This is a genomic window from Streptomyces sp. GL_140, from assembly GCF_057834465.1.
The window spans coordinates 8,515,881-8,541,680 of record NZ_CM174404.1; the positions used below are offsets into that span (position 1 = coordinate 8,515,881).

The following is a 25,800-nucleotide window of genomic DNA, read 5'->3' on the forward strand; positions in this document are numbered from 1 at the left end:
GAAAATCCTCAGCGGTCGTGGAGGATGAAGAAGTGGGTGTCGGTCGCCGAGCCTCGGAAGGCGGCGAGTTCGGAGTCGACGTGCGCGCTTGCGTCGGGCACCTCGTGTTCGAGGTTGTGTGCGTACCGTTCGGCGGCATGGCAGAGTGGGAAGGCGTGAGTGTCGTCGGTCCAGGTGAATTCGGTGAACTCGGCGGGTAGCGAGTAGGGGGAGACCGTCGAACGGCCTTCCAGACTCGGCACGACATCGTGCTCGTTGACCAGCGAGACCACCTTGGTCCGCGAGTCGGCGGGGCGTTTGTGGTCGATGGGCGAACCGATGGCGACCACGTGCGTGATGGTGTAGAGCGCGTTGAAGTCCCGGCTCGCCGCCAGATTCATGGCGGTGATCCCGCCCTGGCTGTGGCCGACCAGCGCGAGTTCCGTACCCGAGGGAATGATCCGCCGCAGCGCTCTGCCCACGGCGCGCGTGTATACCGTGTCGATGGAACCTACGGCGTTGAAACTGCCGACCAAGTCCTGCGGTGTCTCCTCCTTGAACCCGCGTGCCATCCCGGCCAATTGGACGACGCAGCGCCGAGCCCCGTCCGGACCGACGACCTGCTGGACCAGGAGCAGCCCGCGTGTGCCGATCAGCCCGATGTTGCGGATGTACCCGACGATGGTGCCGGAAGTGTCAATGCCCCTGGACAGTTCGGCTGACGGAGTGTGCGGTTCGGCGCGCCCCGCGCCCCGGTCCAGGAGGGGCCAGAACTTGTTGGTGATTCCCAGCAGGTAGTCGGAGGTCGGGGCGCGTCCGGTGGCGATCTGCCAGCCGGCGTTGTCGTTGAAGGGGTTCTCGTCGGTCAGCGCGTTCCAGGCCATGATGTCGGTGAAGGACGGCGCGAGCAGGGCGAGAGCGTACTCGGCCCCCTTATCGGTCAGCAGGCCCTTGAAGACGCGTACCGCCTCGGCTTGGTGATCTTCCTCGATGGCGCGCAGCACCTTGGACGTGGTGGGGTTTTCGAGAAGTTCGGGGTGGCGCACCGAGGCTGCCCTGATCCGTGCCTTGAGGCCCGCGACGGCCAGGCTGACGGCGAGGCTCTCCCGGCTGGTGAATACGCCGGCCAGCCATATGGCACCAGCGAGCGCGGTACGCCCGTTCGGGGACCAGCCGAGCCCCTTGGGGTCCATGAGGGTCCTGAGCAGGGTGCGCTGGGCATTCCGGGCATGGCGGGGGCCGGCCGCAGCCAGCGGCAGTCGGGGGCCGAGAGCGATGCGGGACGCGTAGCGCGAAGCCTCCCGTACGGCGTCCGCGGCCTCGGCCAGCTCACGGCAGATGTGGTGAAGGGCGGCGACGTCCGGTTCGGTATCGGACCTGACGGCTTCGGACATGGGCGTGCTCCTCTCATGGGGGTTCGGGTGGCCTCCGGGGGCTTTTGAGGCCTGACTCACCAGGCCGTGTGTATTGAAAATCCCTCCTTCCTCGGTATCTTCCGCGCACTCAGACTCGTTCCCGAGGCGTGCCCCTCCGGTTCACTCGCCCGTGGCAGCGTCGCCCTGAAGGCGTGCGAGGCGGAGGCGGATCGAGGCAGTGTCGAGGACCCCGGGCAGCGGACGGCCCACGTCGAGGACGGGCCAGGCTCCGGCGAGCCGGTGGCCTCGCAGCACATCGGCGCAGATCAACGAGGTCACCAGCAGTCCGAGCCGGTCGCCGGGGCATCGGGCACCACCATGGCTGAATGGCGCCATGCGAGTGTCCTTGTCCGCGTCGGGTGCGAGCCAGCGGCCCGGCGCGAAAAGATGGCCGCCAGGAACCTGATCCGGGTCCCGCTGATGGAAACTCGCCGGAACCATGACGTTGATGCCTGGCGGGTAGCGCACGCCGCGCCATACGGTCTCAGCGCGGGTGACCCGTACGAGGTCGGGGACAACGGGGTACAGCCTCACGGACTCCTGCAGGCACGCCCGCAACCTGGGGAGGGCGGGGATGCGGGCCACGGCTTCGCTGTGTGCCGCGTCCTGTTCGGCCGGGTGATGTGCGAGGAGGAGCAGGGTACGAGCGATGATGGGCGCGCAGCTGTCGAGGGCGAGCAGCCAGTGGTGGGTCTGGCCGAGCGGGTCGGTGCCCTGCGGGGAGGGCCCGCTCATCGCGCGGGCGGCGAGGGTGTGCGGGGGCGCGTCGGCCGCGTACTGTGCGATCCGGCATTCGGCCCTCGCGTACAGCGCTTTGTTCTCCGCAGGCTTGCTCTTGCCCATCCAGTTGGCCTGGCTTCGCAGGGTGACGAGCCAGCCGGTCAGTTCCTCGTCGTCCGCCGCACGGTCGCCGAGCACCACGCGCCGGGATATCCGGGCGACGATCTGCCGCAGCAGGGGGAAGTCGACGGTGGCGTGCCCGGTGAGCGGCTGGCACTCCTCCTCGACAACGGTCCGGAACTCCTCGTAGGACGGGTGTACGGGCTGGTCGGATGCGAGGGCCTCGTCGTTGACCTTCCGTCGGTCCTCGCGCCGGGCACCATGCGAGCAGATCACGCCTGTGGGTTCGAGGACGGACAGGCTGTTGTACTTGTCGTCCGCGTCCATGGAGAAAATCTCCACGGGTTCCTCGAAGAACCGCCTGATGTCCGCCTGGTCGAACAGGACGAGCATCTCGCCGGAGAGGGCACGCACCTGGACGGGCGCGCCGCCGTGCCGGGCCTTCATCGCGCGCAGGGTCGCGTTCGACCAGCGAGGCTGGTTCAGACGGGAGTACAGCGCCATAACCCGGAACCGGGGGTTGATGACCCCGCGGACGAAGACGGGCAGGCTGTGAGTGGCGACGAAGCGGAGGGTTTCGGTCATGCCCGCGCGGACCGGCGGCGTAGCGGAAATATGGTCACGGCCGCTGTTCGCTGCCTGGGGAGAGTGGGTCATGGTAAGAACACCTTTCCCGGGTTGAGGAGGTTCTTCGGGTCGAAGAGCCGTTTGAGGCCGCGCTGGAGTTCCAGGGAGACGGATCCCAGTTCGCGTTCCAGCCACTCCCGCTTCAAGGTGCCGATGCCGTGCTCGCCAGTGCTTGTACCGCCCAGGTCCAAACCGGCGGCCAGGATGTCGTCGTAGGCGGACCGGGCGCGGGCCAATTCGTCCGGGTCGGACAAGTCGAAGACGACCGTGGGGTGCAGATTGCCGTCCCCAGCGTGGCCGAGGGTGAAGATCTTCAGCCGGTGACGATCGGCGATCTGCTCGATCAGGCCGATGAGGGTGGGGAGTTCGGAGCGGGGCACCGCCACGTCCTCGATGAAGGCTGTGAGCCCGCTGCCGTGGGAGGCCATGTACGCGGCGAGAGCCGGGCCGACCAGGCGGCGTGCTTCGATGATCTCGCTGGCTCCCTCGCTGGTGGTCGAGACGGTCACGAGGTCGGCGCCCGCCTGCCTGCAGAGCAGTTCCATGGCCCTCAGGTCGGCGGAAGGGGAGGCTGTGTCGCTCTCCACGATGAGGGTGGCCGCACTGCCTGGGCTCAGCAGGGGATGACTACCCAGGTCTACGATGGCCTGCGTGGTGGCCCGGTCCAGGAGTTCGAGCGCGGAGGGGGTGTGGCCGGCGGCGGTGATCGCGGCAACGGCGTCCCCGGCGGTGGTCAGGCTCGGGAACTGAGCGAGCAGCGATAGCGCAGGCGGTCGGGCGGGCCGCAAGGCGAGGGTAGCGCCGACGACCACGGCCAACGTACCCTCCGAGCCGACGATCAGGTGCGTCAGATCGTATCCGGCGACCCCCTTGGCAGTGTCACGCCCGGTACGCATCCGACGACCGTCGGGCAGTACCAGATCCAGCCCGAGGACGTAGTCAGCGGTGACTCCGTACTTCACGCAGCAGATGCCACCTGCGGCGGTGGCGATGTTGCCACCAACGGTGCACTGCTCCCAGGAAGCGGGGTCCGGCGGGTAGGTCAGCCCGTGCTCAGCGACGGCTTCCGCCAAACGGCGTGTGGTGACCCCGGGCTCACAGCGCACCAGGCGGTTGGCGGGGTCGACGGAAAGGATCTTGTCCATGGCTGCCGTGGACAAGACAACGCAGCCGTCGACGGCGTTGGCCGCACCTGCGAGCCCGGTACGAGCGCCCTGCGGCACGACCGGGACGCCCAGCTCGTAGGCGGTCCTCATGATGTGCTCGACCTGCTCGGCGTTACGGGGCACTGCGACGACTGCGGGGGCTCCGCATTCGGAGAAGGGCGCGGAGTCCCGGGAGTGCGCGGCGCGGGCCGCCGGGTCGGTCAGCAGGACGTCGGCGGGGAGCGCAGATCCGAGCCTGGTCAACAGGAGGGGAGAGGCCGTGGTTGCAGACATGACAGCCTTCTGGGACAGACGGAAAGGGACAATCCGAAGCTCCCACGGGTGGGCGCTGTTCGGATATCACTCACACGAGCGAGCGCGGAGGCACCCAGAAGTGCATCCACACACACCGCACTCTCTCTGAATCGGGTTTAAAACCGGAACCTGTCAACGTGATCAAGGCAGGTGGTGTGGGCTTGCTTCGCTTTGACGGACATCCGAGATCAGGGGCTTGGGCCCCGGAAGGATGATGTCCATCATGGAGAGCATGGCGAAGAAGAAGGTGCGTCCTTGACGCTCGTTCACGGCGGAGTTCAAGGCCGAGATTGTGGGTCTGTGTCGGCGTGGTGACCGCTCGGTCGGCCAGGTGGCCAAGGACTTCGACCTGACCGAGACGGCGGTGCGGAGCTGGGTGCGTCACGCCGAGGTCGATGCGGGCGATCGGGACGCTCTGAGCAGCAGCGAGCGCGAGGAGCCGGCGGTTCTGCGGCGGGAGAACCGCAGGCTGCGGGGGGACGTCGAGGTCCTCAAGCGTGCGACGGCTTTCTTCGCGACGGAGACCCGGTGAACGTGCACCCGTTCATCGAGGCGGAGAAAACTGCAGCTCACAGCGTCAAGAAGGCATGTGAACTGCTCGAGGTCTCCCGAACCGCCTACTACGCCCGCCGCACCGGTGTCCCTGGTCCCCGCACGAAGCGAGACGCTGAGCTGACCGAGCGGATCACCATCCTTCACCAGCAGTCACGCGGAACCCACGGATCCCTGCGCATTCACGCCGTCCTCAAGCGCGAGGGCGCCGACTGCGGCATCAGGCGGGTGGCCCGCCTGATGCGGCAAGCCGGACTCACCGGCCGCCACCGTCGTCGACGGCACCGCACCACCATCCCCGACCCCCAGGTCGCCACGCGCCCTGACCTGGTCCTCCGCGACTTTCGGCCCGACCCGGCAGCGGTCGACACCCGCTGGTGCGGCGACATCACTTAAATCGCCACCGACGAGGGCTGGCTCTACCTGGCCACCGTCATCGACATCGCCTCCCGCCGCGTCGTCGGCTGGGCCACCGCCGACCACCTGCGAACCGAACTCGTCGCCAACGCCCTCGAGGCCGCCTGCCACACCCGCCGTCCGTCCGGCCCAGTGATCTTTCACTCCAACCGAGGATGCCAATACACCAGCTGTGAACTCGCCTTCCTGGCAAGGGAGTTCAGGGTAAAACTGTCCGTTGCGCGCACGGGTCAGTGCTGGGACAAACGCTTGTCATCACACTGCACCTCTTTTCCCATCGGGTTCACTTTGAGGGCGTTGTCGCCGGTCGGCGGCGGTCGAGGCGGATGCCTTGCTGGACGCGGGGCGGGTTGGGGGCCTGGCGGCGGGTAGAGGCGGGCGTTCTTGTCGTTGTACTTCTCGCCCTCGATCAGGCCGACCCGGTGCCACTTCCAGATGGTCGGGACGCTGACGTCGAGGAGTACGGCGAGTTCGGGGGCTGTCAGCAGGCCGCGGTCGCGCAGGCGGTCGTGGCGGTTGCGGAGTTGGTAGTTCTCGCGGATGTCTCGGACCAGGAGGCGCTGGAAGGAGCATCCTTTGCCGCTGGTCAGGCCGCGCTGGTTGAGGATGGCGGCGATCTCGGCGTCGGTGTGGTCCTCGAGGAGTTTGTCGATCGCGGCCACGACCGGACGTGGGGTCTGCCACAGTTTGCCGCCGCCCAGCGGCAACGGGAGGTGGAGGGTGTGGGTCTGGCCGGCGCTGAGCCGGATGTGGACGGTGATGTCGTCATCCTTGATCAGGGTGACGTCGTCGATCAACAGGCGGGCGATGCGCTTGCGCTCGCGCATCGGAGTGGCTGGATCGCGTCACAAAGCCTTCACATCACTGGCGAGGCGGGTGATTTGTTCATGGCTCGCCTGCTGGTGCGGGCCAGCCAGGGTGCGGGCGCGTTCGACGTCGCTGCGGGCGTGGGCCACCTCGCGCAGGGCCGCGTTCCAGTCGGGCTCGAGCGAGTCGGCGACCAGGCGGTTGTCCGGGTCGACCGCGAGATAGCGTCGTTTGGCCAGGTCGGCCCGGTACTGGGCGCGCTGGAGATGCGTCGTGCGCATCCGGTCGGCCTCGGTGGCACGGGCGGTGATCTCATTGCTCACCGCCAGGGCCGTCTCCACCGCGAGCGGGGTGAGTATCTGCAGCAGGAGTTCGGCCACGGCCGCCTCGATGCTCGGGCCGGGAATGCGCTGGCAGACCTGTCCGCCGTCCTGGATCGCGTGGGTCATGCACCGGTAGTCGCTGACCTCGTGGCCTTGGCGGAGGTGGTAGGCGATGGTCATCCGCCGCCCGCAGCGGCCGCAGACCGCCAGGCCCTGCAGGAGCGCGGTGCCCTCGCGCGGCGGACCGGCTCGCCGGTCATCCCCGTGGGCCGTGGCCTGCGTGGCCTGGCTGGACCGCCTCGCCGCGGACGGCACTCTCACCCGGCTCCTGCGCCGCGGCGATGCACCCCTGGTCGACGCGGCGGCGCGCGTCCTGGAGAGGCTCCCCGAGGACCCGTCCCGCGTCGTGCCCCTGCCGGTCCTCGCGGAGTGGGCCACCGGCGACACCAAATCGCTTGTCTCCGGTGCCCCGCTCGAACAGCTCGTCCTGCGCGCCCTCGCCCAGCGCACCGGGGACGGCGTCCCGCGCGACAGAGCCGGACGCCGCGCCCTGTGGGAGAGCGCGGGCGCGATCGCCGACGACCTGGCCAGCCAGGTCCTCCTCCTGGGCATCCGGCCCGAGGGTGACACGGTGGTCTGCGACTGGCTGCGCGACGCCGCCGACTGCGGCATCCCGTTCCGGCTAACCCTTCACCAGCTGACGTCCGACCCCGTCATCCCCGCCGACCGCGACAGCTTCGTGTGCGAGAACCCGGCCGTCCTGCGCACCGCCGCCGCCGAACTCGAAGCCGCGAGCGCGGCCCTCGTGTGCACTGAGGGGGTACCGTCCGCCGCCTGCCACAAGCTGCTCGGCGACGCCGCACGTGCCGGTGCGCGGCTGCACTGACGCGCCGACTTCGACTGGGCGGGCCTGCGCATCACCTCCGCCGCCGTGGAACGCCACGGGGCCCGCCCCTGGCACATGACGGCCGCCGACTACCGTGACGCCCTCGGCCAGGGCGAGTCCACCTCCCTAGTCGGACCACCCGCCGCCAGCCCCTGGGACTCCGGACTGGCCCGGGACATGGAGAAGTCGGGCCGGGCCGTCATGGAGGAGCGCCTGCTCCCCGCACTCCTGGCCGACATCACCCGTTAGCTGAGCCGGGGCGGGGTGGGGGCGTACGCGCCGGTTGTGGGGCAGTGAACCTTTTCAACTCGGCCACTGATTCCCAATGGTGTTGTCAAGCGGCGGTGGTGACCCACTGTGGTCGGGTCATACCGCTGTCGCGCCCGCGCGGGCCGCAGCGGTCTCGAAGAGCTTGTGGTCGCGCAGGAGTGCCCAGAGCGCGTTCAGGCGGCGCCGGGCGAGGGCCAGGACGGCTTGCTTGTGGGACTTTCCCTCCGCGCGTTTGCGTTGGTAGTACCGCTTAGATTCAGGGCAGCATACGGCGGCGACCTGGGCAGAGAGATAGAACATTCGCAGCAGTCGCCTGCTGTAGCGCCTGGGCCTGCGGAGGTTACCGCTGACCTTGCCCGAGTCACGGGGGACCGGGGCCAGGCCGGCCACGCCGGCGAGCCGGTCGGAGCTACCGAACACGGACAGGTCTCCACCGGTAGCGGCGATGAACTCGGCGCCCAGCGTCATGCCGATGCCGGGCATGCTGGTGATCACCTCTGCGTCGGGATGCTCCCGGAACCGGGCCTCGATCTGGGCTTCGAGCTCCGATATTTCCTCGTCGAGGGCCGTCACCGCCGCGGCCAGCGTGTGGACCATCCGCGCGCAGGTCCCTTCCCCGGGAACGACGGTGAACTGGGCCTCTCCGGCGGTCACCGCGGCCCCGGCCGTGCTCCTGGCAGCGGTGCTGGTGCGCACGCCGTGGTTCTTCAACCAGGTCGTGAGCCGCGACCGGCCGATCCTTCGCAGGGCTGCCGGGGTTTGGTAACCGGCCAGCAGAATCAGCGCGCTCTTGGAGGTGCTCAGATCGAAGGCACGCTCCAGGGCGGGGAAGTACTCCAGCAGCTGCGCGCGGAGGCGGTTGATCGCGCGAGTGCGGTCGGCCGCGAGGTCGATCCGGCGCGCGGTCAAAATCCGGAGGTCTACTGCGATCTCACCGAGCTCCTGCAGCGGCTGCAGGTCACGGCGCATGCGGGCGGTGTCGGCGATGATGAACGCGTCCTTCGCGTCCGTCTTCCCGCTGCCCCGGTAGGCCGCTGAGGCGTGGTGCACGGTCCGGCCGGGGATGTAGAGCACCTTCTGGCCGTGGTTGACCAGCAGCGCGATCCACAAGGAGGCCCCGCCGGCGTTCAGGTCGACGGCCCAGGTGACCGGGCCGCCGTCGGCTATCCCCAATACGTCACCGAGGAGTTCGAGTAGTTCAGCCTCGCTGTTCGGCACACGCCGCGACAGCAGCGTCGTCCCGTTGGCGTCGATGACCGTGCAGTGGTGCTCGGCCTTCCCCGCGTCCGTCCCGGCCCACAATTCCGGCACCGATCCTCCTCCAACGTGGTGTTGTGTCCCAGCAGACGACTTCGCCGACGCATCCATACGAGCGATTCAGTTCGCGTATCCCAATTAGCGGCCGAGTCGTCGCGGGGTGCCGGGCGGCCAATCAGTGGAAGCCACATCATCGGCTATCGGGTGACAGCCATACCCAGCACCCCTGGGTGCTCCGATCCTACGAATGACCGGAACGGCCCACGACGAACGGTATGGATCGGGTGACGTGGAGGTGGCTGCGGAACGGGCAGAGCCCCATCGGTGTTGAGCGAGTTGTCTAGGCTCAGCTGCTCACCGGTGAGGCTCTGTTGGTTCCTTATCGTGCCGTACTCGATGTCCCGCAGGCACTCGTGGAGTGGGTGACGATGCTGATCGTCACCCGTGAGGGTGGCCGCAGGTGCAAGCTCTCGCCGTCAGGCCGGGCCCTGGCCGCGCTGGTGTACCTGAAGAAAAACGAGACCCGCCATCAGATCGCAGCCGGGTTCGAGATAAGCGTGGGCACCGCCCACGCCTACGTCTACGCGGTAGTCAGCCCTTCTGGCCGGCCGGGCACCCGGCCTGACCGCGGCCCTGCGGGCCAAGGACGCCCGGTACGTCCTGCTCGACGGGACCCTTGCCGAGTGCGACCGCGTCGGCGACAGCCGGGCTGACTACTCGGGCAAACATCGCCGCCACGGAGTAAACCTGCAGGTCATCACCACGCCAGACGGAACACTGGTGTGGATCTCGTCCGCTCTTGCGGGGCGCGTCCATGATCTGACCGCGGCCCGCTGGCACCGGATCATCGCGCCTGCATCCGCCTGGGCATTCCCGTTCTGGCCGACAAGGCGTACCAAGGAGCAGGCGACATCGTCGCCGTGCCCCACCGCCGCAAGCCCGGGAAGGACCTCACGACCGGACAGAAGTGTGTCAACCGGGCACACTCCCGGCTCCGGTGGCCCGTTGAGAGAGCCATCGCCCGGATCAAGACCTGGCGCACCCCCCGCAAAGCCCGCTGCAGCCCCAGCAGACTCACGTCAATCCTCAGAGCCATCCTCACCCGGGAGGCTCACCGCTGAAAACGCTCACTGGCAACTTGTGGGTGGAGGCTCCGTGAGGCGATCTTCGGGCTGATCGTGTCGAGGAGGGACTGCTCGTGGACACGCCGCCGTCGTACCGGGGGTTCCGCTACCCGGTGGAGGCCATCCCGCACGGGGCGTGGCTGCACTTCCGCTTCCCGCTCTCCTGTCGCGAGGTCGAGGAGCTTCTGCTGGAGCGGGGTGTCGTGGTCTCGTACGAGACGGTGCGTCAGTGGTGCCAGAAGTTCGGGCAGACCTACGCCAGCGGCTTGCGCCGGCGCCGTCCCCAGCCGGGTGACAAGTGGTACATGGACGAGGTGTTCATCAAGATCAATGGGAAGATCCACTACCTGTGGCGGGCTGTCGACCAGGACGGCAACGTCCTCGACATCCTCGTCCAGAACAAGCAGAGCGCGCAGGCGACGAAGCGGTTCTTCCGCCGTCTCCTCAAGGACTGCGAGTACGTGCCCCGCGTGATCGTGACGGACAAGCTGCGTTCCTACGGGGCCGCCCGCCGCGAGGTGATGCCCTCGGTGGAGCACCGCTCCTCGAAGTACTTGAACAACCGGGCCGAGAACAGCCACCAGCCTACGAGGCAGCGCGAGAGAGCCATGCGACGCTTCACCTCGCCGGGCCACGCCCAGAGGTTTCTGTTCGTGTAAAGCTCCATCTCGCCCCACTTCCGACCTCGTCGACGCCACCTCCTCGCCGCCCGCGCCTGGCGACACGAAATGACCGAACGATTCTTCACCTGGAAGCAGGCCACCGGCTGCACAGCAGCATCCTGACGACGACTGCAACCCGGCGAGACGAGCACCTCTCACATACCCCAACTCGCCCATGAACACTAAAAGTTGACAGCACGGTTCAGGTTGTTGTGGTTACGGGTTGGTGATGGTGATGTCGATGGTTCCGGACTGGCTGGTCACGCCGGAGCCGGCGCAGGCGAGGGGGTTAATGGTGAGGACAGGACCGGTGGAAACGTAGGTGTCGCCGATGAACTCCTCGTGGCTGTCGCCGTCGCTGACGACCTTTCCGTTGGCGACATAGACGTCTTCTCCCAGGGGGTTGACGCCTATGGCCATCGTCCCGGCGATGTCACTCTCCTTCCCGTCGTTCCAGTGGATCTCCTCCTGGAAGCCGGTGGTGACCGACGAGCAGCTGAACGTGCCGGTACCGGATGCGGTGAACGTCCCCGACGACAGCTGAGGGTCACCCGTCGATGTACAGGGCCCCAGTTGTCCGGTCACGTGGAACGTGACGGTCTGCGGAGTGTTGGTGATGCCGGGGCTGTAGGTGGAGGTCACCGCACCCGTGCACTGGGCGTCCACGCCCGCAGCGTAAGCAGCGGGATCAGAAGGGACCAGCAAAGCCGCCACCAGGGCACCAGATCCCGTCACAACAGCCCCGTACCGCCCGGCCACAGTGATACCACCCGAAAAGAATTTCCTGACAGACATTCCAGACCCCTCTTTTCTTCTCTCCCGGTGCCAACGCCCCCAACCACACCGGGCTATGACCGCCAACGCGGCACGGCAACACAGCCGCCACGAAGCGAATGTCCTGCGAGGCACCGGCTGCGTCCAGGCGCAGAAGCACAGCGCGTGGGGTCACGCCACCCGCGCGCATGAACACAGCACGCCCCCACCCCCGGAGCGCGCTGACCGCCCCAGGTCGGCATCCGCGGATCCGTAACCGATTCACCGGGAATATCATGGATTAGGCTGGCCCGCTCTGAAGTCCAGACCTCCCTGCGGCGCCAGCTCCTGGCGCCGCAGCTGGATGAGGTCGATCACTTCGAGGATCTTGGCCGTGGGAAATGCGCCGCCCGCACTCTCGCTTCGCCGAGGTGGGGTTCTGGGGAAGAAGCCCAGCTGGAGGCAGGCGACGAGGTACTCAGTGTGGTCCAGCACTCCTCTCGGGATCGTTTCTCCAACGGGCCCGCGGTATCCAAAAGCGCCGGGGCTTTCAGGCGCGGGCGAGGAGGCCGGGTCAGGCGGTCTGCCGGCCCGTCCGTCGGTTCACCCCAGCGCAGCCCATCATGTGCTATGGCGTCAGTGTGCGGGCAGACTTGCTGGCGGGCGTGCCGCGTCGTCTGTCGCCGTCCCGTATCTGAAGCCGGGGCCGGAATCGGTTGAACGTCCTTTGCTGGATCCTGGCGGCATTGGGAGATTGGTCGTATGGTCCCATTGCGCTGTTGGTGAGAGTTGCCGCAGTGGCTGCTGACAGAGACCTCGGTACGTCTTGGCGGAGGTGCGAGGTCTCTGTCATGTCTCTTCGCGGACACTGCCGCCGTTCACGCGAGATGGGGCGGCCGTCGCTCGCTTAATTTTGCTGTACCTTCATGATCCAGCTGAAAAGCGTAGCGCTGTTTGGTCCGAGGCGCGCCTGTGACATATGAACTTGGCGCAATTGGCGCAATTGGCGTACTGGCGGAAAACGGGCTCTGGCGACGATCACGTGACGGGTCAGGTGTCAGGAGTATTCGGAGTCCGAGGAGATCGAATTTGGCTCTCCCGTAGCACTGGCGTTTGAGGGCTTTTGCTCGTGTGACTGCTCCATTCACGGCGCCGGAGTTGTGTTCCAGGCTCAGGCCGTTGGTGACCGCAGCCAGGCCGCGGCGTAGTCCGGTGGCAAAGGTGTGGAGTGTGGGCAGGTCGTCGGCCTCGGCGCGTTCGATCCAGTCGGCGATTTCGGCGCCGCGTCGGCCGGTCATGATGGCGGCGAAGGAGCACACGTGACCGTCCAGGCGGTGCAGGTGCTCGCACCGTGCGAAGATGTCTTTGATCTCCAGGGTGACTCTGCTGCGCAATTCGTTCAGGCAGAGAGTCGGTAGCTGAGTCGTTCGAGTCGGCTGTTGCGGGTGCGGTCGAGGGGCCCGGTGGTCCAGTGGGCATCGAGTCTTACGATGTTGAGCGCGGTGGCGGAGAAGGCGTGCTGGAGGCGGACTTTCGGTAGGACGCGGTAGCGGGCCGGGCGGATGTCGGTGATGTCGAGGGCCTGGTTGATGGTGCCTTGGACGCCGGCTCGGAGGGGGGTACTTGTTCTTCCAGGTGTCGGTCTTCTGTTCGACGCGGGCCCGGGCGAGGTTTTCGTGGAGTTCCTCGGGCCTCAGGGTGAGCATGCGGCGCCCGCGTTTCGAGGTGGTGCACTGCTTCCGGAAGGGGCAGTCCCGGCAGGTGAGGACGCTGAAGGTGATCACGATGGCGTCCTTGCCGTACTGCTTGACGGGGTTCCAGTGGGAACTGGTCTTGCCAGCGGGGCAGCGAGCTTGGCGGGTCTTCCAGTTGATGGTGAAGGCGTTCTTCTCGAAGCCTTCGGCGGCCTTGGCCTGCGCGGATCGGTCCAGGAGGACCGGGGTGACCATGCGGGTGCCCTGCTTCTGGGCCTCGGTGATCAAGCCGGCCGACGGGTAGCCGGAGTCGAGGTAGTGCTCGGCGGGCTTCACCCCGTGTTCGGTGAGCTTGTGCTGGATCGGGGCGGTGGCCTTCACATCCGGCACGGTCGCGTCGGTCGTGTGCACGTCGGTGCATCGCCCCTGCCCCTGCCGCTGTGTCGGCGTCGGGGAGCGTGGTGCACGTTTCCGTGAGGTGGACGACCGCGTTGCAATAGGTAACCCGGGGTGGGGTCCGAACTGGTGGACGGTATCGAGTGTCTGATAGTGATCTTGTCGGGGCCGATCCGAACTTCCTTGACCACCGCTCGCAGGACGCGCTGGCGCTCCAGGACCGAGGTGGTGCGCGCGCCTTCGCGGAGCCGGCCCAGGAACCCTTCCAGGTTCTCGGCGAGTTTGAGGTAGGCCTGCTGGTCGACGAGTTGGGCAGCCAGTGCCTCGAGTTGGCCGTGGAGGCCTTGCCGCTGGGCTCGCAGCCCCGGGACCCGCTCGCGGAGCTCCTCCAGGGTGATCAGCTCTTCTTGATACGCGCCCACCAGGCGGTTGATCGCCGCTTCGGCGGTGGTGATCTGCTGGTGGAGCCGTTCCTGGCGAGCGCGGACTGGGTCGGCGTCGCGCATCCGCGCCAGGCGACGCTCCAGCTCGATGCGTACCAGCGCAGGGTCGGCGAGCAGAGCGACCACCTGCCGCCAGATCAGCTCGTCGAGATCATCTGCCCGAAGCGGTCGGCTGGTGCAGACCCGGAGGCCTCCCGGCAGTTGCCATCCGTTGGTGCCCGGGCAACGGTAGTAGCGGTACTTTTTCGGGCCGGGTCCCTGCGAGGTCCGACTGTAGGCGAAGCCGCAGACGTCGCACACCAGCAGTCCCTGCAGAAGGACCGGGACCTTGGTGTTGCGCGGGGAGAACTTCGCGTTCTCCGCCAGCCGTCGCTGTACCAGGGCGAAGACCTCCTCGCTGACCAGCGCGGGAACGGGGATTTCGATCCATTCCTCGCGCGGTCGGGCGGTGACTCCGGCCTGCGGTGAGATGCTGCGTCCGGCAAGGCGTGAGGTCCGGTTGGGGCGGGAGGGAGCGGCCGCGGTCCGGGTCTTCCCGAAGCATGCCCGCCCCGTATAGGCGGGATTGCACAGTAGCCGGCCGAGCGTGCCGGCGTCCCATTGAGGGTTGCCCTGAGGGGAGGGGACGTGGTCGCGGGTCAGTTCCCGGGCCAGTGGCCTGCATCGAGACCCCGCCGGCCGCGTACCGCTGGAAGATCCTGGCCACCACCGGGGCCTCGGTCGGGGCGACCGCGTAGGCGGCGGCCCCGTACTCGGCCCGGGACAGGTACCTGTAGCCGTAGGGGGCCCGGCCCAGGACGCTGGCCTCGCCGTTCCGGGCCCGGTGCAGCTTGCCCCGGCGGGTGCGCTCTGAGGTCTGGGCCCGCTCGTACTCGGCGATCATGCCCTGGAACTGCACCATCAGGGCCTGCTCGGGGGTGGTGGCCACCGGGTTGTGGATGAAGACGACTTCGGTGCCGTTCTTCGTCAACTCCTCGACCAAGACCACCTGGTAGGCGTAGTTGCGGGCCAGCCGGTCCGGTGACAGGCACACCACCCGCTCAACCAGCCGCTGGGCACTGAGGTCCCGCAGCCGCTCCAGGGCCGGCCGCACCAGGGTCGATCCCGACCATCCCTCGTCGGTGAACACCCACTCCGGGGGAATCTCCCACCCCTGTCCCTGGGCGTGTTCCCGCAGGCAGGCAATCTGACTGTCGATCGTCTCGTGCTGTTTCTGCCGCGCCGAGGACACTCGGGCGTAAAGCGCTGCATGGATCACGGCCATCACCTCGTGGGCCTGGGTGAACAGCTCGTCCCCGGACAGGGACGAGGATCTGGTAGGCAGCGGCGAGCTCCACCGCACTCAGCCGGTCGAGGACGAACTCGACCGTGATCCCGGGGAGGCCCATCAACGCTCCAGGCCGGCGGTGAACTCACCGCACACGGCCGGATTCCGGTGGGACATCGCCGCGACCACCACCTGCACTTCGACCGTAGCGCCGGATGCCTCACCCGTCTGCGGCCCTGGGCGACCGGGTTCTCAAGTCTGCTGTCAGACCCGCGGTGACCTGGAACTCGAAGTTACCTTTTGCGATGTAGGAGTCTGGATCTTGTAGCCCGTCCAGAACAGGTCGTCGCCCTTGGCCGCCCAGCGTGCGTCCGCGTCGTAGGGGGAGGCCGGGCGGAGCCTGCCGGGCGGAACGCCGTCGTCGGCGTCCCGCTTCTTGATCACCTGCCGTCCCCGGGAATCGCTGCGGATGACGTAGGTTTGCACGTGGACCTGCCGCAGCAGGTACACGGCCTCGATCTCCCGGATCCGGCCCGGGGCGTCCTCGGCCCAGGCGGCCCGGCACAACGTGAGGGCGTCCTGGCCGAAAACCTGGGCGAGACGGTCGCGCTTCGTCTTCGAGGACAGATCCGCCAGCCGTCGATCCGGGGCCCATACCGCTTGGCGAACTCCGTGACATCGATCTGCCCGGTCAGCCAGAGAGGCGCCGCGACTGCGAGAGCCTCCAGCGCCGCCCGCACACTCTCCCCGGCCAGCTCCAGACAGTTCAAGTCCCGCACCGCACTGATCACATGAGTCGAGTCGGTGCGTTGTTTACCCCCGGCGGCCACCAGGCCGGCGTCCTTGCAGCATTCAAGGAGCCGGTCGAAGACCACCCTCGCCATGCGCAGCCTCGGCGGACACCGCCCACACCTACCAGCCTGTCAACTCCCGAACCGATAACCCACGGATTCGACAGGAGAGCTGCAATTCTGTCCTCACCGTTGGAAGGGTGAGAGCCTGGGCCTGAGTAGGGATTTCGCTCTAGCTTCAGGCCGTCAGCTTGGGGCTGCCATTCGAGCCATTCTTGCTGCGTGTTCAACGAGGTGCGGGCACCGTGGGGTACGGTGGCGACAGCGCGACACCGATCCAAGTCCCTGCCGGAATAACCCGTACTTATGGGCGACAGTCAGCAGAGCTGTCGGGTTGCTGGGTGAGGACCTGTTATGGGCCGTAACGTCCTGGTGGATGCTCGGCCAAACGGGCCTCTGTACAGATCTTTTTACCTTCGTCAGGCGTTGAGCGTGGTTGTGCGTCATCGCTGTCACTGTTAACCAAACCCATTTTCAATAAGGAGCTGATCGCTCATGCGTGTCCTCGCTAAGCGAACCCGCGCCATATCCACTGCTGTTGCCGCCGTTGCCGTTACCGCCGTCATCACTGTGACTACTGTGGGGCCTGCCGCAGCTTACTCCGGCGCTCGCACCCTGGTTTCGCAAGCCAGTGCCACGGACGCCCGGGACGGGATTCCTGCCTTCGCCGGACATGTCTACCGACTGGAGGTCGACAACGGTGTTGTGTACCAGAACAGCTATTCCGCTGACGGCACCCGGCTCCACTGGGAAGCGCTGGAAGGTCCATTCAAGGGGTACAACGGAAACGAGACCGTGTCCGTGCAGCGGATACGGGACGGTGTTTATCACGTCAACTGGGTGGAATCGTCCGGCATGACGGTATCCCACGTCATGGACCTCAGCACCAAGCGCGTCTCGGTGTACTGGACGTACGCCACCGCCGACAGTAACCGGGTCGGCGAGCTACACGCCGCCTCCCTCACCCAGATCGCCTGATCCACAGCCGCGGGCGGCGCGGCAGGGCGTTGGGCTGTCACGTTGTGGGGGGCGTGAACGGTTGGGGGTGCTGTCAGGTTGCCGGTTGGGGTGGGGTGACTTTGGGGTTGGGGGGCCGAGGGGAGCCGGTTGTGTTTTGGGTGTGCCTCCGTCGTACCAAGAACCACCGGTATCCGGTCGAGGTGATCTCGCACTGTGTCTGGCTGTATTTCCGTTTCCCCTCAGCTACCGCGAGGTTGAGGAGCTGATACTCGAACGCGGTGTGATCGTCTCCCACTGGGTGCTGTCAGCGAACATCGATGCCGACCTGGAGAGGATGTCAACTCGCTTGTGTGTGATGGGTGTGGTGCTCCATTGGTTCTGGTTCCTGTTGTGGTTGCTGTGGGTTGATGTTGGTCAGAGGGGGAGCCGGTCGCCGAACCGGATTTGGAATTGGTTCATGGCGCGGGTCCAGCCGAGGGTTCCGGTGCCGCGGGTCCGGCCGGCGGGGACCTTCGCTCCGTGGCCGTCGATGTGCCGGCCTTCGATGTTGCGGATGCCGAGGTAGAGCATCTTGAGTGCGGCGTCGTCGGACGGGAAGTGCCCGGAGGTCTTGACGAGTTTGCGCAGGTTGCGGTTCATCGACTCGATCGCGTTGGTCGTGTGGGTGACGCGGCGGATGTCCTGGTCGAAGTCGAGGAACGGGATGAACTGGGCCCAGGAGTTCTCGAACACGCTTATCGTGCCGGGATGCTGCCTGCCCAGTCCTCTCGGACCTGCTCGAGAGCGGCGGTCTCGTCGACGGCCGTGTAGACGGGCTTCAGCGCGGCGGCGACCTTCTTGCGGTCGGTGGAGTCTGGGCTTGCTTCAAGGCCGGGTAGTTAAAGGATTCTTGCTGGTGGCAAGGGGGTTATCGGGTGCCTTGGCTGGTGTAGGTGGCGGGTCCGGTTTTGCGGATATGTCCGTGGCGGGCCCATCGGTCGAGTTGTCGGCGCATGGTTCCAAGGGTGACGTCGCCGAGGTGGCGGGCGAGGTCGCGTGGGTGCCAATAGCGGGTCGGGCTCGGTGTCGAGGACTTCCAGGACACTTTGGCGGCGGCGGTCTTCGGGCGGGGTGTGACGGTCGTTGTGTGAGGCGGCAGGTAGCTGTGCTTCGGGTTTGAGGATTCTGATGTCGAGGCGGGTGACGGTGCGGCTGGTGTCCGGGCGGCCGTCTTGCTGGCGGTCGTGGTAGCGGGAGATCGGTGAGGTGACCCCCGGAGTGTGGACACAGGGGTTCATGCAGCGAGTGTGAGTTTACGGCCTCGCTGTTGCTGATGTTCGAACTCGGCGGGTGAGAGGTAGCCGAGCGAGCTGTGGCGCCTGCGGACGTTGTAGTAGGTGAGCCACTGGAATATTTCCAGCCTGGCCTGACGGATCGTCGTGAACGGCCTGCGCAGGGCCTCTCGCTTCAGTCCCTGCCAAAACGATTCGGCCAGCGCGTTATCGTAGCTCGACCCGACGCGCCCCATGCTCCTGCGGATCCCGAAACCTGAGCTTGTTCCGTTTTGACGGACACGGTTGGTGTGTTGGTCAGGCTGTGAGGGCGGTCTCGTATTCGGCGGGGCTGCGGTAGCCGAGGCTGCTGTGGAGCCGGTGCAAGTTGTACCAGCTCTCGATGACCCCGTTGCCCAATTGGGTGAACGCCGTTGATCTCGGTCTTGGCTCGTGGCTGAGGGGTGGAGCCTGAGGATCGGGGCTTGGGTGGCAGGCCTCATTCGGTCGTGGGGCGGAGAGTCGGGTGTCGATGCGGGCAGACTCGGGCCGGGAGGTTCCTGACGGGACGAGGGCGGTGGCTCGGGCAGCGTTCCCGAAGGGCTGCCTGGCGATGCGGGTACGGGATGCGCTTGGTCCGCTCTTCGATGACGAGATCTTCAGGTCCGCGTTCGGCGTGCGGGGCCGGCCCGGTGTCGCGCCGGGGCAGCTGGCGCTGGTCAGCGTGCTGCAGTTCGCGGAGAACTTGACCGACCGGCAGGCCGCTCATGCAGTACGCGCGCGAATCGACTGGAAGTACTTGCTCGGCCTCGAACTGGCCGACCCCGGGTTCGACTTCACCGTGCTGAGCGGCTTCCGTGACCGTCTCCTGGCCCACGGGCTGGAGGGGAAGATCCTGGATCTGCTGCTGGTGCGGCTCAACGAGCTTGAGCTCGTGTCCGGCCGGGGCCGGCAGCGCACCGACTCCACCCACATCCTCGCCGCGGTGAGGGATCTCAACCGCCTGGAGTTCGTCGGCGAGACGCTGAGGGCCGCCCTGGAGGCGGTTGCCGTCGCAGCACCCGAGTGGCTCGCCTCCTGGATGCCCGGGGGCTGGCAAGAACAGTACGGGGCCCGGGTGGACTCCTACCGACTGCCGAGCGACGAGAACGAACGGACCCAACTGACCTGGCGCATCGCGGCCGACGGCTACCAGTTCCTCGAAGCGGCCTTCGGGGTCAGCGCCCCGGCCTGGCTGCCGCAGGTCTCGGCCGTCGGCATCCTGTGGACCGTATGGCTCCAGCAGTTCCAGCGCACGATCACGGACGAAGTACAGGAGGTGGCCTGGCGGGGGAAGGCCGAGCTCCCGCCCAGCAGAGCACGGATCACCTCGCCCTACGACCCCGACTCCCGCAACGCCGTCAAGCGCGGCTCGGCCTGGGACGGCTACAAGATCCAGACTCCTACATCGCAAAAGGTAACTTCGAGTTCCAGGTCACCGCGGGTCTGACAGCAGACTTGAGAACCCGGTCGCCCAGGGCCGCAGACGGGTGAGGCATCCGGCGCTACGGTCGAAGTGCAGGTGGTGGTCGCGGCGATGTCCCACCGGAATCCGGCCGTGTGCGGTGAGTTCACCGCCGGCCTGGAGCGTTGATGGGCCTCCCCGGGATCACGGTCGAGTTCGTCCTCGACCGGCTGAGTGCGGTGGAGCTCGCCGCTGCCTACCAGATCCTCGTCCCTGTCCGGGGACGAGCTGTTCACCCAGGCCCACGAGGTGATGGCCGTGATCCATGCAGCGCTTTACGCCCGAGTGTCCTCGGCGCGGCAGAAACAGCACGAGACGATCGACAGTCAGATTGCCTGCCTGCGGGAACACGCCCAGGGACAGGGGTGGGAGATTCCCCCGGAGTGGGTGTTCACCGACGAGGGATGGTCGGGATCGACCCTGGTGCGGCCGGCCCTGGAGCGGCTGCGGGACCTCAGTGCCCAGCGGCTGGTTGAGCGGGTGGTGTGCCTGTCACCGGACCGGCTGGCCCGCAACTACGCCTACCAGGTGGTCTTGGTCGAGGAGTTGACGAAGAACGGCACCGAAGTCGTCTTCATCCACAACCCGGTGGCCACCACCCCCGAGCAGGCCCTGATGGTGCAGTTCCAGGGCATGATCGCCGAGTACGAGCGGGCCCAGACCTCAGAGCGCACCCGCCGGGGCAAGCTGCACCGGGCCCGGAACGGCGAGGCCAGCGTCCTGGGCCGGGCCCCCTACGGCTACAGGTACCTGTCCCGGGCCGAGTACGGGGCCGCCGCCTACGCGGTCGCCCCGACCGAGGCCCCGGTGGTGGCCAGGATCTTCCAGCGGTACGCGGCCGGCGGGGTCTCGATGCAGGCCACTGGCCCGGGAACTGACCCGCGACCACGTCCCCTCCCCTCAGGGCAACCCTCAATGGGACGCCGGCACGCTCGGCCGGCTACTGTGCAATCCCGCCTATACGGGGCGGGCATGCTTCGGGAAGACCCGGACCGCGGCCGCTCCCTCCCGCCCCAACCGGACCTCACGCCTTGCCGGACGCAGCATCTCACCGCAGGCCGGAGTCACCGCCCGACCGCGCGAGGAATGGATCGAAATCCCCGTTCCCGCGCTGGTCAGCGAGGAGGTCTTCGCCCTGGTACAGCGACGGCTGGCGGAGAACGCGAAGTTCTCCCCGCGCAACACCAAGGTCCCGGTCCTTCTGCAGGGACTGCTGGTGTGCGACGTCTGCGGCTTCGCCTACAGTCGGACCTCGCAGGGACCCGGCCCGAAAAAGTACCGCTACTACCGTTGCCCGGGCACCAACGGATGGCAACTGCCGGGAGGCCTCCGGGTCTGCACCAGCCGACCGCTTCGGGCAGATGATCTCGACGAGCTGATCTGGCGGCAGGTGGTCGCTCTGCTCGCCGACCCTGCGCTGGTACGCATCGAGCTGGAGCGTCGCCTGGCGCGGATGCGCGACGCCGACCCAGTCCGCGCTCGCCAGGAACGGCTCCACCAGCAGATCACCACCGCCGAAGCGGCGATCAACCGCCTGGTGGGCGCGTATCAAGAAGAGCTGATCACCCTGGAGGAGCTCCGCGAGCGGGTCCCGGGGCTGCGAGCCCAGCGGCAAGGCCTCCACGGCCAACTCGAGGCACTGGCTGCCCAACTCGTCGACCAGCAGGCCTACCTCAAACTCGCCGAGAACCTGGAAGGGTTCCTGGGCCGGCTCCGCGAAGGCGCGCGCACCACCTCGGTCCTGGAGCGCCAGCGCGTCCTGCGAGCGGTGGTCAAGGAAGTTCGGATCGGCCCCGACAAGATCACTATCAGACACTCGATACCGTCCACCAGTTCGGACCCCACCCCGGGTTACCTATTGCAACGCGGTCGTCCACTTCACCGAGACCTGCGACGCCAAAGAGACCGGCCAACCACACCTGATCACCCACGTGGTGACCACAGACGCCACGGTCGGCGACCCGGTGGTTGTCGACGAGATCCACGACCGGCTCGACGCCAAGGGCCTGATGCCAGGCGAACACCTGATGGACGCCGGCTACATCTCCGCGGAGCTCCTGCTGAAGGCGCCCAGCCAGCGAGGCGTCCGCGTCATCGGCCCGGTCCGGCCCATGACCCGCCGCACCGTCCAGGCAACCGGCTACGACAAGGCATCCTTCAGCATCGACTGGGACGCACGCCGCGCAACCTGCCCCACAGGCGCCCACAGCCGCTACTGGACCGAGGGGCTCGACAACAACCAGCGATCCGCGATCCGCATCCGCTTCGCCACCGAGACCTGCGCGCCTTGCCCCTCCCGCGGTCAGTGCACCAACTCGACACGCTACGGTCGCCAGCTCACCGTTCGCCCGCAAGATCAAGACGCCGTCCTTGAACGTGTCCGCGCGGATCAGACCACCGAGGAATGGAAGGCCTGAGGTGATCCCCGTGGTGTGGACACACCTGACAATGGATCTTGTTGATCCTGGAAGGTGTAAATCCACGTGGCAAGGCCCTCGAAGTACAGTGCGGAGTTCCGGTCCGACGCGGTCGCGTTGTGGCGGGCCTCGGCCGGCAGGCGGACGTTTCGGGACGTCGCGGCCGATCTGAACGTCAACCCCGAGACGCTGCGGACCTGGGTGCGTGACGCCGAAGACCGTCCGGTCGCCTCCGGCGCGTCGCAGGACACCGAGGCCGAGCTGGCCCGGCTGCGGGCGGAAAACGCCAGGCTGGCCAAGGCGGAGAAGGAATGGCAGCTCGAGCGGGAGATCCTGCGACGGGCAGCCGCCTATTTCGCGCGGGAGATGAAGTGAGGACCGCCGCTTGGGACTTCGTCTCCGCCCACGCCGAGATGTACGGCATCAAGCGGATATGCCGGGTACTGGAAGTTTCCCGCTCGGGCTACTACCGGTGGATCGCCGGCGCCCAGGCGCGGGCCGAGCGGCAGGGAACCGAGGACGCCCTGGTCGCCGAGATCCGCGAAATCCATGCCGAACACCGCGGAAACTACGGCGCGCTCCGAGTCCATGCCCAACTGCGGGGCTTTGGGTACACGGTCAACCGCAAGCGCGTGGCCAGGCTGATGCGCAAGCACGGCATCGTCGGCCGCCACCTGCGGAAAAAGAAGCGCACCACGATCCCGGACCGCCTGGCGCCGCCGGTGCCAGACCTGCTCCAGCGGGACTTCACCGCCGGCACGCTGGACGAGAAGTGGTGCGGCGACATCACATACGTGCAGGTCGGAACCGCATGGCTCTACCTCGCTTGCGTCATCGACATCCGATCCCGCCGGGTACTCGGATGGTCGATGGCCCCGCACATGCGGGCCGAGCTCGTCATCGACGCACTCCAGGCCGCGGTCGCGACCCGCGGCGGCGACGTCACCGGAGTGATCTTCCACGCGGACCGCGGATCGCAATACACCTCGGCCGCGTTCGCCCAGGTCTGCGATCGGTACGGCATCCGCAGGAGCATGGGCCGGGTCGGCTCCAGTTACGACAATGCCCTGGCCGAGAGCTTCTGGCAGGGCCTGAAACGAGAAACGATGCACCGGAAGCTGTTCTCGACGTTCCGTCAGGCGAGGCTGGAGATCTTCCAGTGGCTCACCTACTACAACGCCCGCCGACGCCACAGCGCGCTGGACTACCTCTCCCCAATGGAGTTCGAACAGCAGCACCACAAGACAGTTAAACTCTCACTCGCAGCATGACCCCTGTGTCCACATTCCGGGGGTCACCTCACCTGGTCGCTTTTGATGAGACTGTTGGCACCGACGATGCACTGTGCGCCGATGAGGGCGCCGTCCATGATGACGGCGTTCATACCGATGAGGGCGTCGGCCTCGATGCGGCAGCCGTGCAGGACCGCGCCGTGCCCGATGTGGCTGCCCGCGCCGATGAATGTTTCGCGACCGGGGAAACAGTGGACGACACAGCAGTCCTGGATGTTGGCGCCGTCGTGGATCACGATGCGGCCGAAGTCAGCGCGCAGGCTGGCGCACGGGCCGATGTAGCAGTTGGCCCCGATGCGGACATCGCCGGTCAGCACGCTGTCGGGATGCACGAAGGCTTCCGGGTGGACCACGGGGATGTGATTGTCGAAGGCGTAGGCGGGAGCCATGATGGGCTTCTCCTGCTGGCGGGGGTCAGGACAGGGGCTTGCGGGGAGCTGGTGCGGTTCGGGTGACGTGGAGGCGGTGGATGCGTCCGGTGTCGTCGGCGAAGCCGACGGCCACGACGGCGTGGGGTGTCCGGTGATCGCGGAAGACCGCGACAGCGGTGTGGGCGTCGACAGCGCTCAGACGAGGCCGGATCCCTGCGGCCAGTACGTCGCTGAGCGGGGCTGCCTGATCTAGCAGATCCGGGTCGGCGACGACCAGCTCCGCTCCGGGGCCCTGACCAATGGCGCGCAGGTCATCCAGGAGTGAGGCCAGCGCGTGCCGTGCGCGTGATGTCGTGCTGGGCAAGGGAGCTGTCTCTGACAGCTCATCGGCCCCAGACAGCCGGGTCACCTCGACCACTTGGCCCTCAGCGACGCACACGTGCAGCACCTGCTCGGGCCATACCTGGCCGTTGTGGGCTGCCACGACGAGTGCCCGGTTGGGGGCGATGGTGTGAACGCTGGTCTCGACTCCGGGCTTGCACAGAGGGGCCGCCCAGGACTCGTCGTCCATGGCCTGGTGCGTGGCTAACGAGTGCCGTGCAGTATCGATCTCGTCGAGGACTGTCTGACGGGGCGCGGGAAGCGGGGGACAGTGGATTCCGGCCTCGCCGAAAACATCCTCGATGACGGGCAGAGCACTGACCGCTCGGGGGAATCCGCTGAACGCGGCACACTCCAGCACCACTTCGACGATCTCGGCGGGCGCGAGTCCGGCGGCCAGGGCGGTGCGTACGTGCACGGCCAGCGGAGTGCCACACGTACCCGAGGCGATGATCGCCGCCAGCGCGGCGATCTCCCGTGCCCGGGCATCCAGTGCCGTTCGGTGGTGCAGATAGCCGTAGACGGTGCCGACCGCCACGTGGGCCAGGCCTGGCGCAGCCGCGAAGATCTCGTTCAGGCGTTCGCGGCCACCGGGTACCAGCGAGGTGAAGGTGTCCAGGCCACGAGCGTACATCTGGTCGAAGTCCGGCACCTGCCGGGACTGCGGCCCCACTTCACTGGTCATCGCTATCAGCATTCCCGCCCGTGCGGAACGGCTCGAAGTCGGGCGGGCGTTTCTCGGCGAAGGCCGTATAGCCCTCTCTCGCTTCGTCGGTATGCCCGAACAACATCAGCGCGTCGAAGCACACCCGTCCCAGACCCGCGATATGTTCCGTATCCGCATTCAGCGAGTGTTTGAGTACAGCCAGAGCAGTCGGAGACAGCGCGCAGCTGCGCCGGGCCCACTCCAGAGCCGTCGGCATGACCAGCTCTGGTTCTGTCACCTTGTTGACCAGCCCCCATGCCAGTGCCGTCGCGGCGTCGATGCGCTCCCCCAGCAGCAGCATCTGGCGGGCACGCTTCTCCCCTACCACTCGGGCCAGATAGGCTGATCCGTAGCCGGCGTCGAAAGAACCGACCTGCGGACCAGGCTGGGCGAAGACCGCAGTGGTCGAGGCAACGGACAGGTCACAGACCAGCTGCATCACGTGGCCGCCGCCGAACGCGTAACCGTTCACCGCCGCGATCACCGGCTTGGGGCATTCCCGGATCGTTCGGTAGAGCTCCTCTGTCGCCAGCTGCCCTGAGACTCCTGTGCCGTAGTGCCCCTCCTTGGCCCTCAGCTTCTGATCACCCCCTGCGCAGAACGCCTTGTGGCCTGCCCCGGTCAACACGATGGCCCCCGTTGTTCGCTCCGCACGAGCCTGCCGCACGGCCTCCAGGAGGTGATCCACTGTGTCGGTGGTGAACGCGTTGTGGCGCTGTGGGCGGTTGAGCTCGATCACGGTCACCTGCCCGGCGCGCAGCAGCCGCACATCCTCCCAACTCCGCACCGGTACCAAGCCCGTACTGTCGCTCACGGTGGCCATAGCGCCTCCCGAATTACTTGCCGTAACAGTCATTACTGTCCATCTCTTGAGAAGAGGGATGACAACACGAGCC

The 25,800-nt window shown here is 67.1% G+C and carries 20 protein-coding genes and 10 pseudogenes; 13 read left to right on the plus strand and 17 right to left on the minus strand.

Annotated elements, in window-relative coordinates; all coding sequences use genetic code 11:
- Positions 1 to 8: 8 nt before the first annotated feature.
- From AC3IYJ_RS39265 to AC3IYJ_RS39280, 4 genes are all read right to left on the minus strand, one after another.
- Positions 9 to 1,373: a lipase family protein gene (locus tag AC3IYJ_RS39265; protein ID WP_489399250.1), complete on the minus strand. Its 1,365-nt coding sequence runs from the start codon at positions 1,371 to 1,373 to the stop codon at positions 9 to 11.
- 141 nt (positions 1,374 to 1,514) lie between these two features.
- Entirely contained in the window at positions 1,515 to 2,891 is a 1,377-nt protein-coding gene (locus tag AC3IYJ_RS39270) for a cytochrome P450 (protein ID WP_489399251.1), read from the minus strand.
- Positions 2,888 to 4,300: an FAD-binding oxidoreductase gene (locus tag AC3IYJ_RS39275; protein WP_489399252.1), complete on the minus strand. Its 1,413-nt coding sequence runs from the start codon at positions 4,298 to 4,300 to the stop codon at positions 2,888 to 2,890. Before AC3IYJ_RS39275 ends, AC3IYJ_RS39270 begins: the two co-directional genes overlap by 4 nt.
- A gap of 162 nt (positions 4,301 to 4,462) precedes the next feature.
- Positions 4,463 to 4,603, minus strand: a complete 141-nt coding sequence (locus AC3IYJ_RS39280; RefSeq protein ID WP_489399253.1) for a hypothetical protein — start codon at positions 4,601 to 4,603, stop codon at positions 4,463 to 4,465.
- A gap of 10 nt (positions 4,604 to 4,613) precedes the next feature.
- Between AC3IYJ_RS39280 and AC3IYJ_RS39285 the strand changes: the two genes are divergently transcribed.
- The 3 genes and pseudogenes from AC3IYJ_RS39285 to AC3IYJ_RS39295 all read left to right on the plus strand — a co-directional run.
- Positions 4,614 to 4,853 carry a transposase gene (locus tag AC3IYJ_RS39285; RefSeq protein ID WP_489399254.1) on the plus strand — a complete coding sequence of 80 codons (240 nt, stop codon included), beginning with the start codon at positions 4,614 to 4,616 and terminating at the stop codon, positions 4,851 to 4,853.
- Positions 4,850 to 5,269 (plus strand): IS3 family transposase, encoded by a 420-nt coding sequence (locus tag AC3IYJ_RS39290; protein WP_489399255.1) that lies wholly within the window; start codon positions 4,850 to 4,852, stop codon positions 5,267 to 5,269. Before AC3IYJ_RS39285 ends, AC3IYJ_RS39290 begins: the two co-directional genes overlap by 4 nt.
- Positions 5,270 to 5,314: 45 nt before the next feature.
- A pseudogene (locus AC3IYJ_RS39295) lies at positions 5,315 to 5,467 on the plus strand (DDE-type integrase/transposase/recombinase); the annotation flags it as partial.
- A 53-nt stretch (positions 5,468 to 5,520) separates the two neighbouring features.
- Here AC3IYJ_RS39295 and AC3IYJ_RS39300 read toward each other — a convergent pair.
- Positions 5,521 to 6,117, minus strand: a complete 597-nt coding sequence (locus AC3IYJ_RS39300; RefSeq protein WP_489399256.1) for a hypothetical protein — start codon at positions 6,115 to 6,117, stop codon at positions 5,521 to 5,523.
- A gap of 18 nt (positions 6,118 to 6,135) precedes the next feature.
- Positions 6,136 to 6,600, minus strand: coding sequence for a hypothetical protein (locus AC3IYJ_RS39305; protein WP_489399257.1), 465 nt, complete (start codon positions 6,598 to 6,600; stop codon positions 6,136 to 6,138).
- Between AC3IYJ_RS39305 and AC3IYJ_RS39310 the strand changes: the two are divergent.
- A pseudogene (locus tag AC3IYJ_RS39310) lies at positions 6,593 to 7,555 on the plus strand (DUF2399 domain-containing protein). The gene AC3IYJ_RS39305 and the pseudogene AC3IYJ_RS39310 overlap by 8 nt on opposite strands.
- A gap of 117 nt (positions 7,556 to 7,672) precedes the next feature.
- On the opposite strand, the gene AC3IYJ_RS39315 reads toward AC3IYJ_RS39310, so the two are convergent.
- Positions 7,673 to 8,887 (minus strand): IS110 family RNA-guided transposase, encoded by a 1,215-nt coding sequence (locus AC3IYJ_RS39315; RefSeq protein WP_489399258.1) that lies wholly within the window; start codon positions 8,885 to 8,887, stop codon positions 7,673 to 7,675.
- Positions 8,888 to 9,204: 317 nt separating this feature from the next.
- Here AC3IYJ_RS39315 and AC3IYJ_RS39320 point away from each other — a divergent pair.
- Positions 9,205 to 9,954 (plus strand): annotated as a pseudogene (locus tag AC3IYJ_RS39320) (transposase).
- 77 nt (positions 9,955 to 10,031) lie between these two features.
- Positions 10,032 to 10,742, plus strand: a pseudogene (locus AC3IYJ_RS39325) (IS6 family transposase).
- Positions 10,743 to 10,835: 93 nt separating this feature from the next.
- Here AC3IYJ_RS39325 and AC3IYJ_RS39330 read toward each other — a convergent pair.
- From AC3IYJ_RS39330 to AC3IYJ_RS39350, 5 genes and pseudogenes are all read right to left on the minus strand, one after another.
- Positions 10,836 to 11,285, minus strand: coding sequence for a hypothetical protein (locus AC3IYJ_RS39330; protein ID WP_489399259.1), 450 nt, complete (start codon positions 11,283 to 11,285; stop codon positions 10,836 to 10,838).
- 965 nt (positions 11,286 to 12,250) lie between these two features.
- Positions 12,251 to 13,477, minus strand: coding sequence for a transposase (locus tag AC3IYJ_RS39335; protein WP_489399260.1), 1,227 nt, complete (start codon positions 13,475 to 13,477; stop codon positions 12,251 to 12,253).
- Positions 13,444 to 14,559 carry a recombinase family protein gene (locus AC3IYJ_RS39340; RefSeq protein ID WP_489403060.1) on the minus strand — a complete coding sequence of 372 codons (1,116 nt, stop codon included), beginning with the start codon at positions 14,557 to 14,559 and terminating at the stop codon, positions 13,444 to 13,446. Before AC3IYJ_RS39340 ends, AC3IYJ_RS39335 begins: the two co-directional genes overlap by 34 nt.
- 211 nt (positions 14,560 to 14,770) lie before the next feature.
- Positions 14,771 to 15,169, minus strand: a pseudogene (locus AC3IYJ_RS39345) (recombinase family protein); the annotation flags it as partial.
- A gap of 267 nt (positions 15,170 to 15,436) precedes the next feature.
- Positions 15,437 to 15,739, minus strand: coding sequence for a hypothetical protein (locus tag AC3IYJ_RS39350; RefSeq protein WP_489399261.1), 303 nt, complete (start codon positions 15,737 to 15,739; stop codon positions 15,437 to 15,439).
- Positions 15,740 to 16,518: 779 nt separating this feature from the next.
- Here AC3IYJ_RS39350 and AC3IYJ_RS39355 point away from each other — a divergent pair.
- Both AC3IYJ_RS39355 and AC3IYJ_RS39360 read left to right on the plus strand, forming a co-directional pair.
- A complete protein-coding gene (locus tag AC3IYJ_RS39355; protein WP_489399262.1) occupies positions 16,519 to 17,001 on the plus strand; it encodes a MoaF-related domain-containing protein in 483 nt (160 codons plus the stop codon).
- A gap of 136 nt (positions 17,002 to 17,137) precedes the next feature.
- Positions 17,138 to 17,278 (plus strand): annotated as a pseudogene (locus AC3IYJ_RS39360) (IS6 family transposase); the annotation flags it as partial.
- 119 nt (positions 17,279 to 17,397) lie between these two features.
- On the opposite strand, the pseudogene AC3IYJ_RS39365 reads toward AC3IYJ_RS39360, so the two are convergent.
- Positions 17,398 to 17,831, minus strand: a pseudogene (locus AC3IYJ_RS39365) (transposase); the annotation flags it as partial.
- 425 nt (positions 17,832 to 18,256) lie between these two features.
- A pseudogene (locus tag AC3IYJ_RS39370) lies at positions 18,257 to 18,505 on the minus strand (integrase core domain-containing protein); the annotation flags it as partial.
- A 305-nt stretch (positions 18,506 to 18,810) separates the two neighbouring features.
- On the opposite strand from AC3IYJ_RS39370, the gene AC3IYJ_RS39375 reads away from it, so the two are divergent.
- The 5 genes and pseudogenes from AC3IYJ_RS39375 (at position 18,811) to AC3IYJ_RS39395 (ending at position 23,425) form a co-directional block, all read left to right on the plus strand.
- Positions 18,811 to 19,722 (plus strand): transposase, encoded by a 912-nt coding sequence (locus AC3IYJ_RS39375; RefSeq protein ID WP_489399263.1) that lies wholly within the window; start codon positions 18,811 to 18,813, stop codon positions 19,720 to 19,722.
- Between the two features lie 267 nt (positions 19,723 to 19,989).
- A pseudogene (locus AC3IYJ_RS39380) lies at positions 19,990 to 20,388 on the plus strand (recombinase family protein); the annotation flags it as partial.
- A 223-nt stretch (positions 20,389 to 20,611) separates the two neighbouring features.
- Positions 20,612 to 21,070 (plus strand): annotated as a pseudogene (locus AC3IYJ_RS39385) (recombinase family protein); the annotation flags it as partial.
- Between the two features lie 601 nt (positions 21,071 to 21,671).
- Entirely contained in the window at positions 21,672 to 22,154 is a 483-nt protein-coding gene (locus tag AC3IYJ_RS39390) for a transposase (RefSeq protein WP_489399264.1), read from the plus strand.
- A gap of 66 nt (positions 22,155 to 22,220) precedes the next feature.
- A protein-coding gene (locus tag AC3IYJ_RS39395) for an IS3 family transposase (RefSeq protein ID WP_489399112.1) occupies positions 22,221 to 23,425 on the plus strand; the annotation gives its coding sequence in 2 pieces (ribosomal slippage) (positions 22,221 to 22,461 and positions 22,461 to 23,425; 1,206 coding nt in all).
- A gap of 23 nt (positions 23,426 to 23,448) precedes the next feature.
- Here AC3IYJ_RS39395 and AC3IYJ_RS39400 read toward each other — a convergent pair.
- Genes AC3IYJ_RS39400 through AC3IYJ_RS39410 form a run of 3 tightly spaced genes read right to left on the minus strand, consistent with a single transcriptional unit; the run spans position 23,449 to position 25,727 of the window.
- Positions 23,449 to 23,835, minus strand: coding sequence for a DapH/DapD/GlmU-related protein (locus AC3IYJ_RS39400; protein ID WP_489399265.1), 387 nt, complete (start codon positions 23,833 to 23,835; stop codon positions 23,449 to 23,451).
- 25 nt (positions 23,836 to 23,860) lie between these two features.
- On the minus strand, positions 23,861 to 24,883 hold the full coding sequence (locus AC3IYJ_RS39405) for a carboxymuconolactone decarboxylase family protein (protein WP_489399266.1): 1,023 nt from the start codon (positions 24,881 to 24,883) through the stop codon (positions 23,861 to 23,863).
- Positions 24,873 to 25,727: an enoyl-CoA hydratase-related protein gene (locus tag AC3IYJ_RS39410; protein WP_489399267.1), complete on the minus strand. Its 855-nt coding sequence runs from the start codon at positions 25,725 to 25,727 to the stop codon at positions 24,873 to 24,875. Before AC3IYJ_RS39410 ends, AC3IYJ_RS39405 begins: the two co-directional genes overlap by 11 nt.
- Between the last annotated feature and the right edge of the window lie 73 nt (positions 25,728 to 25,800).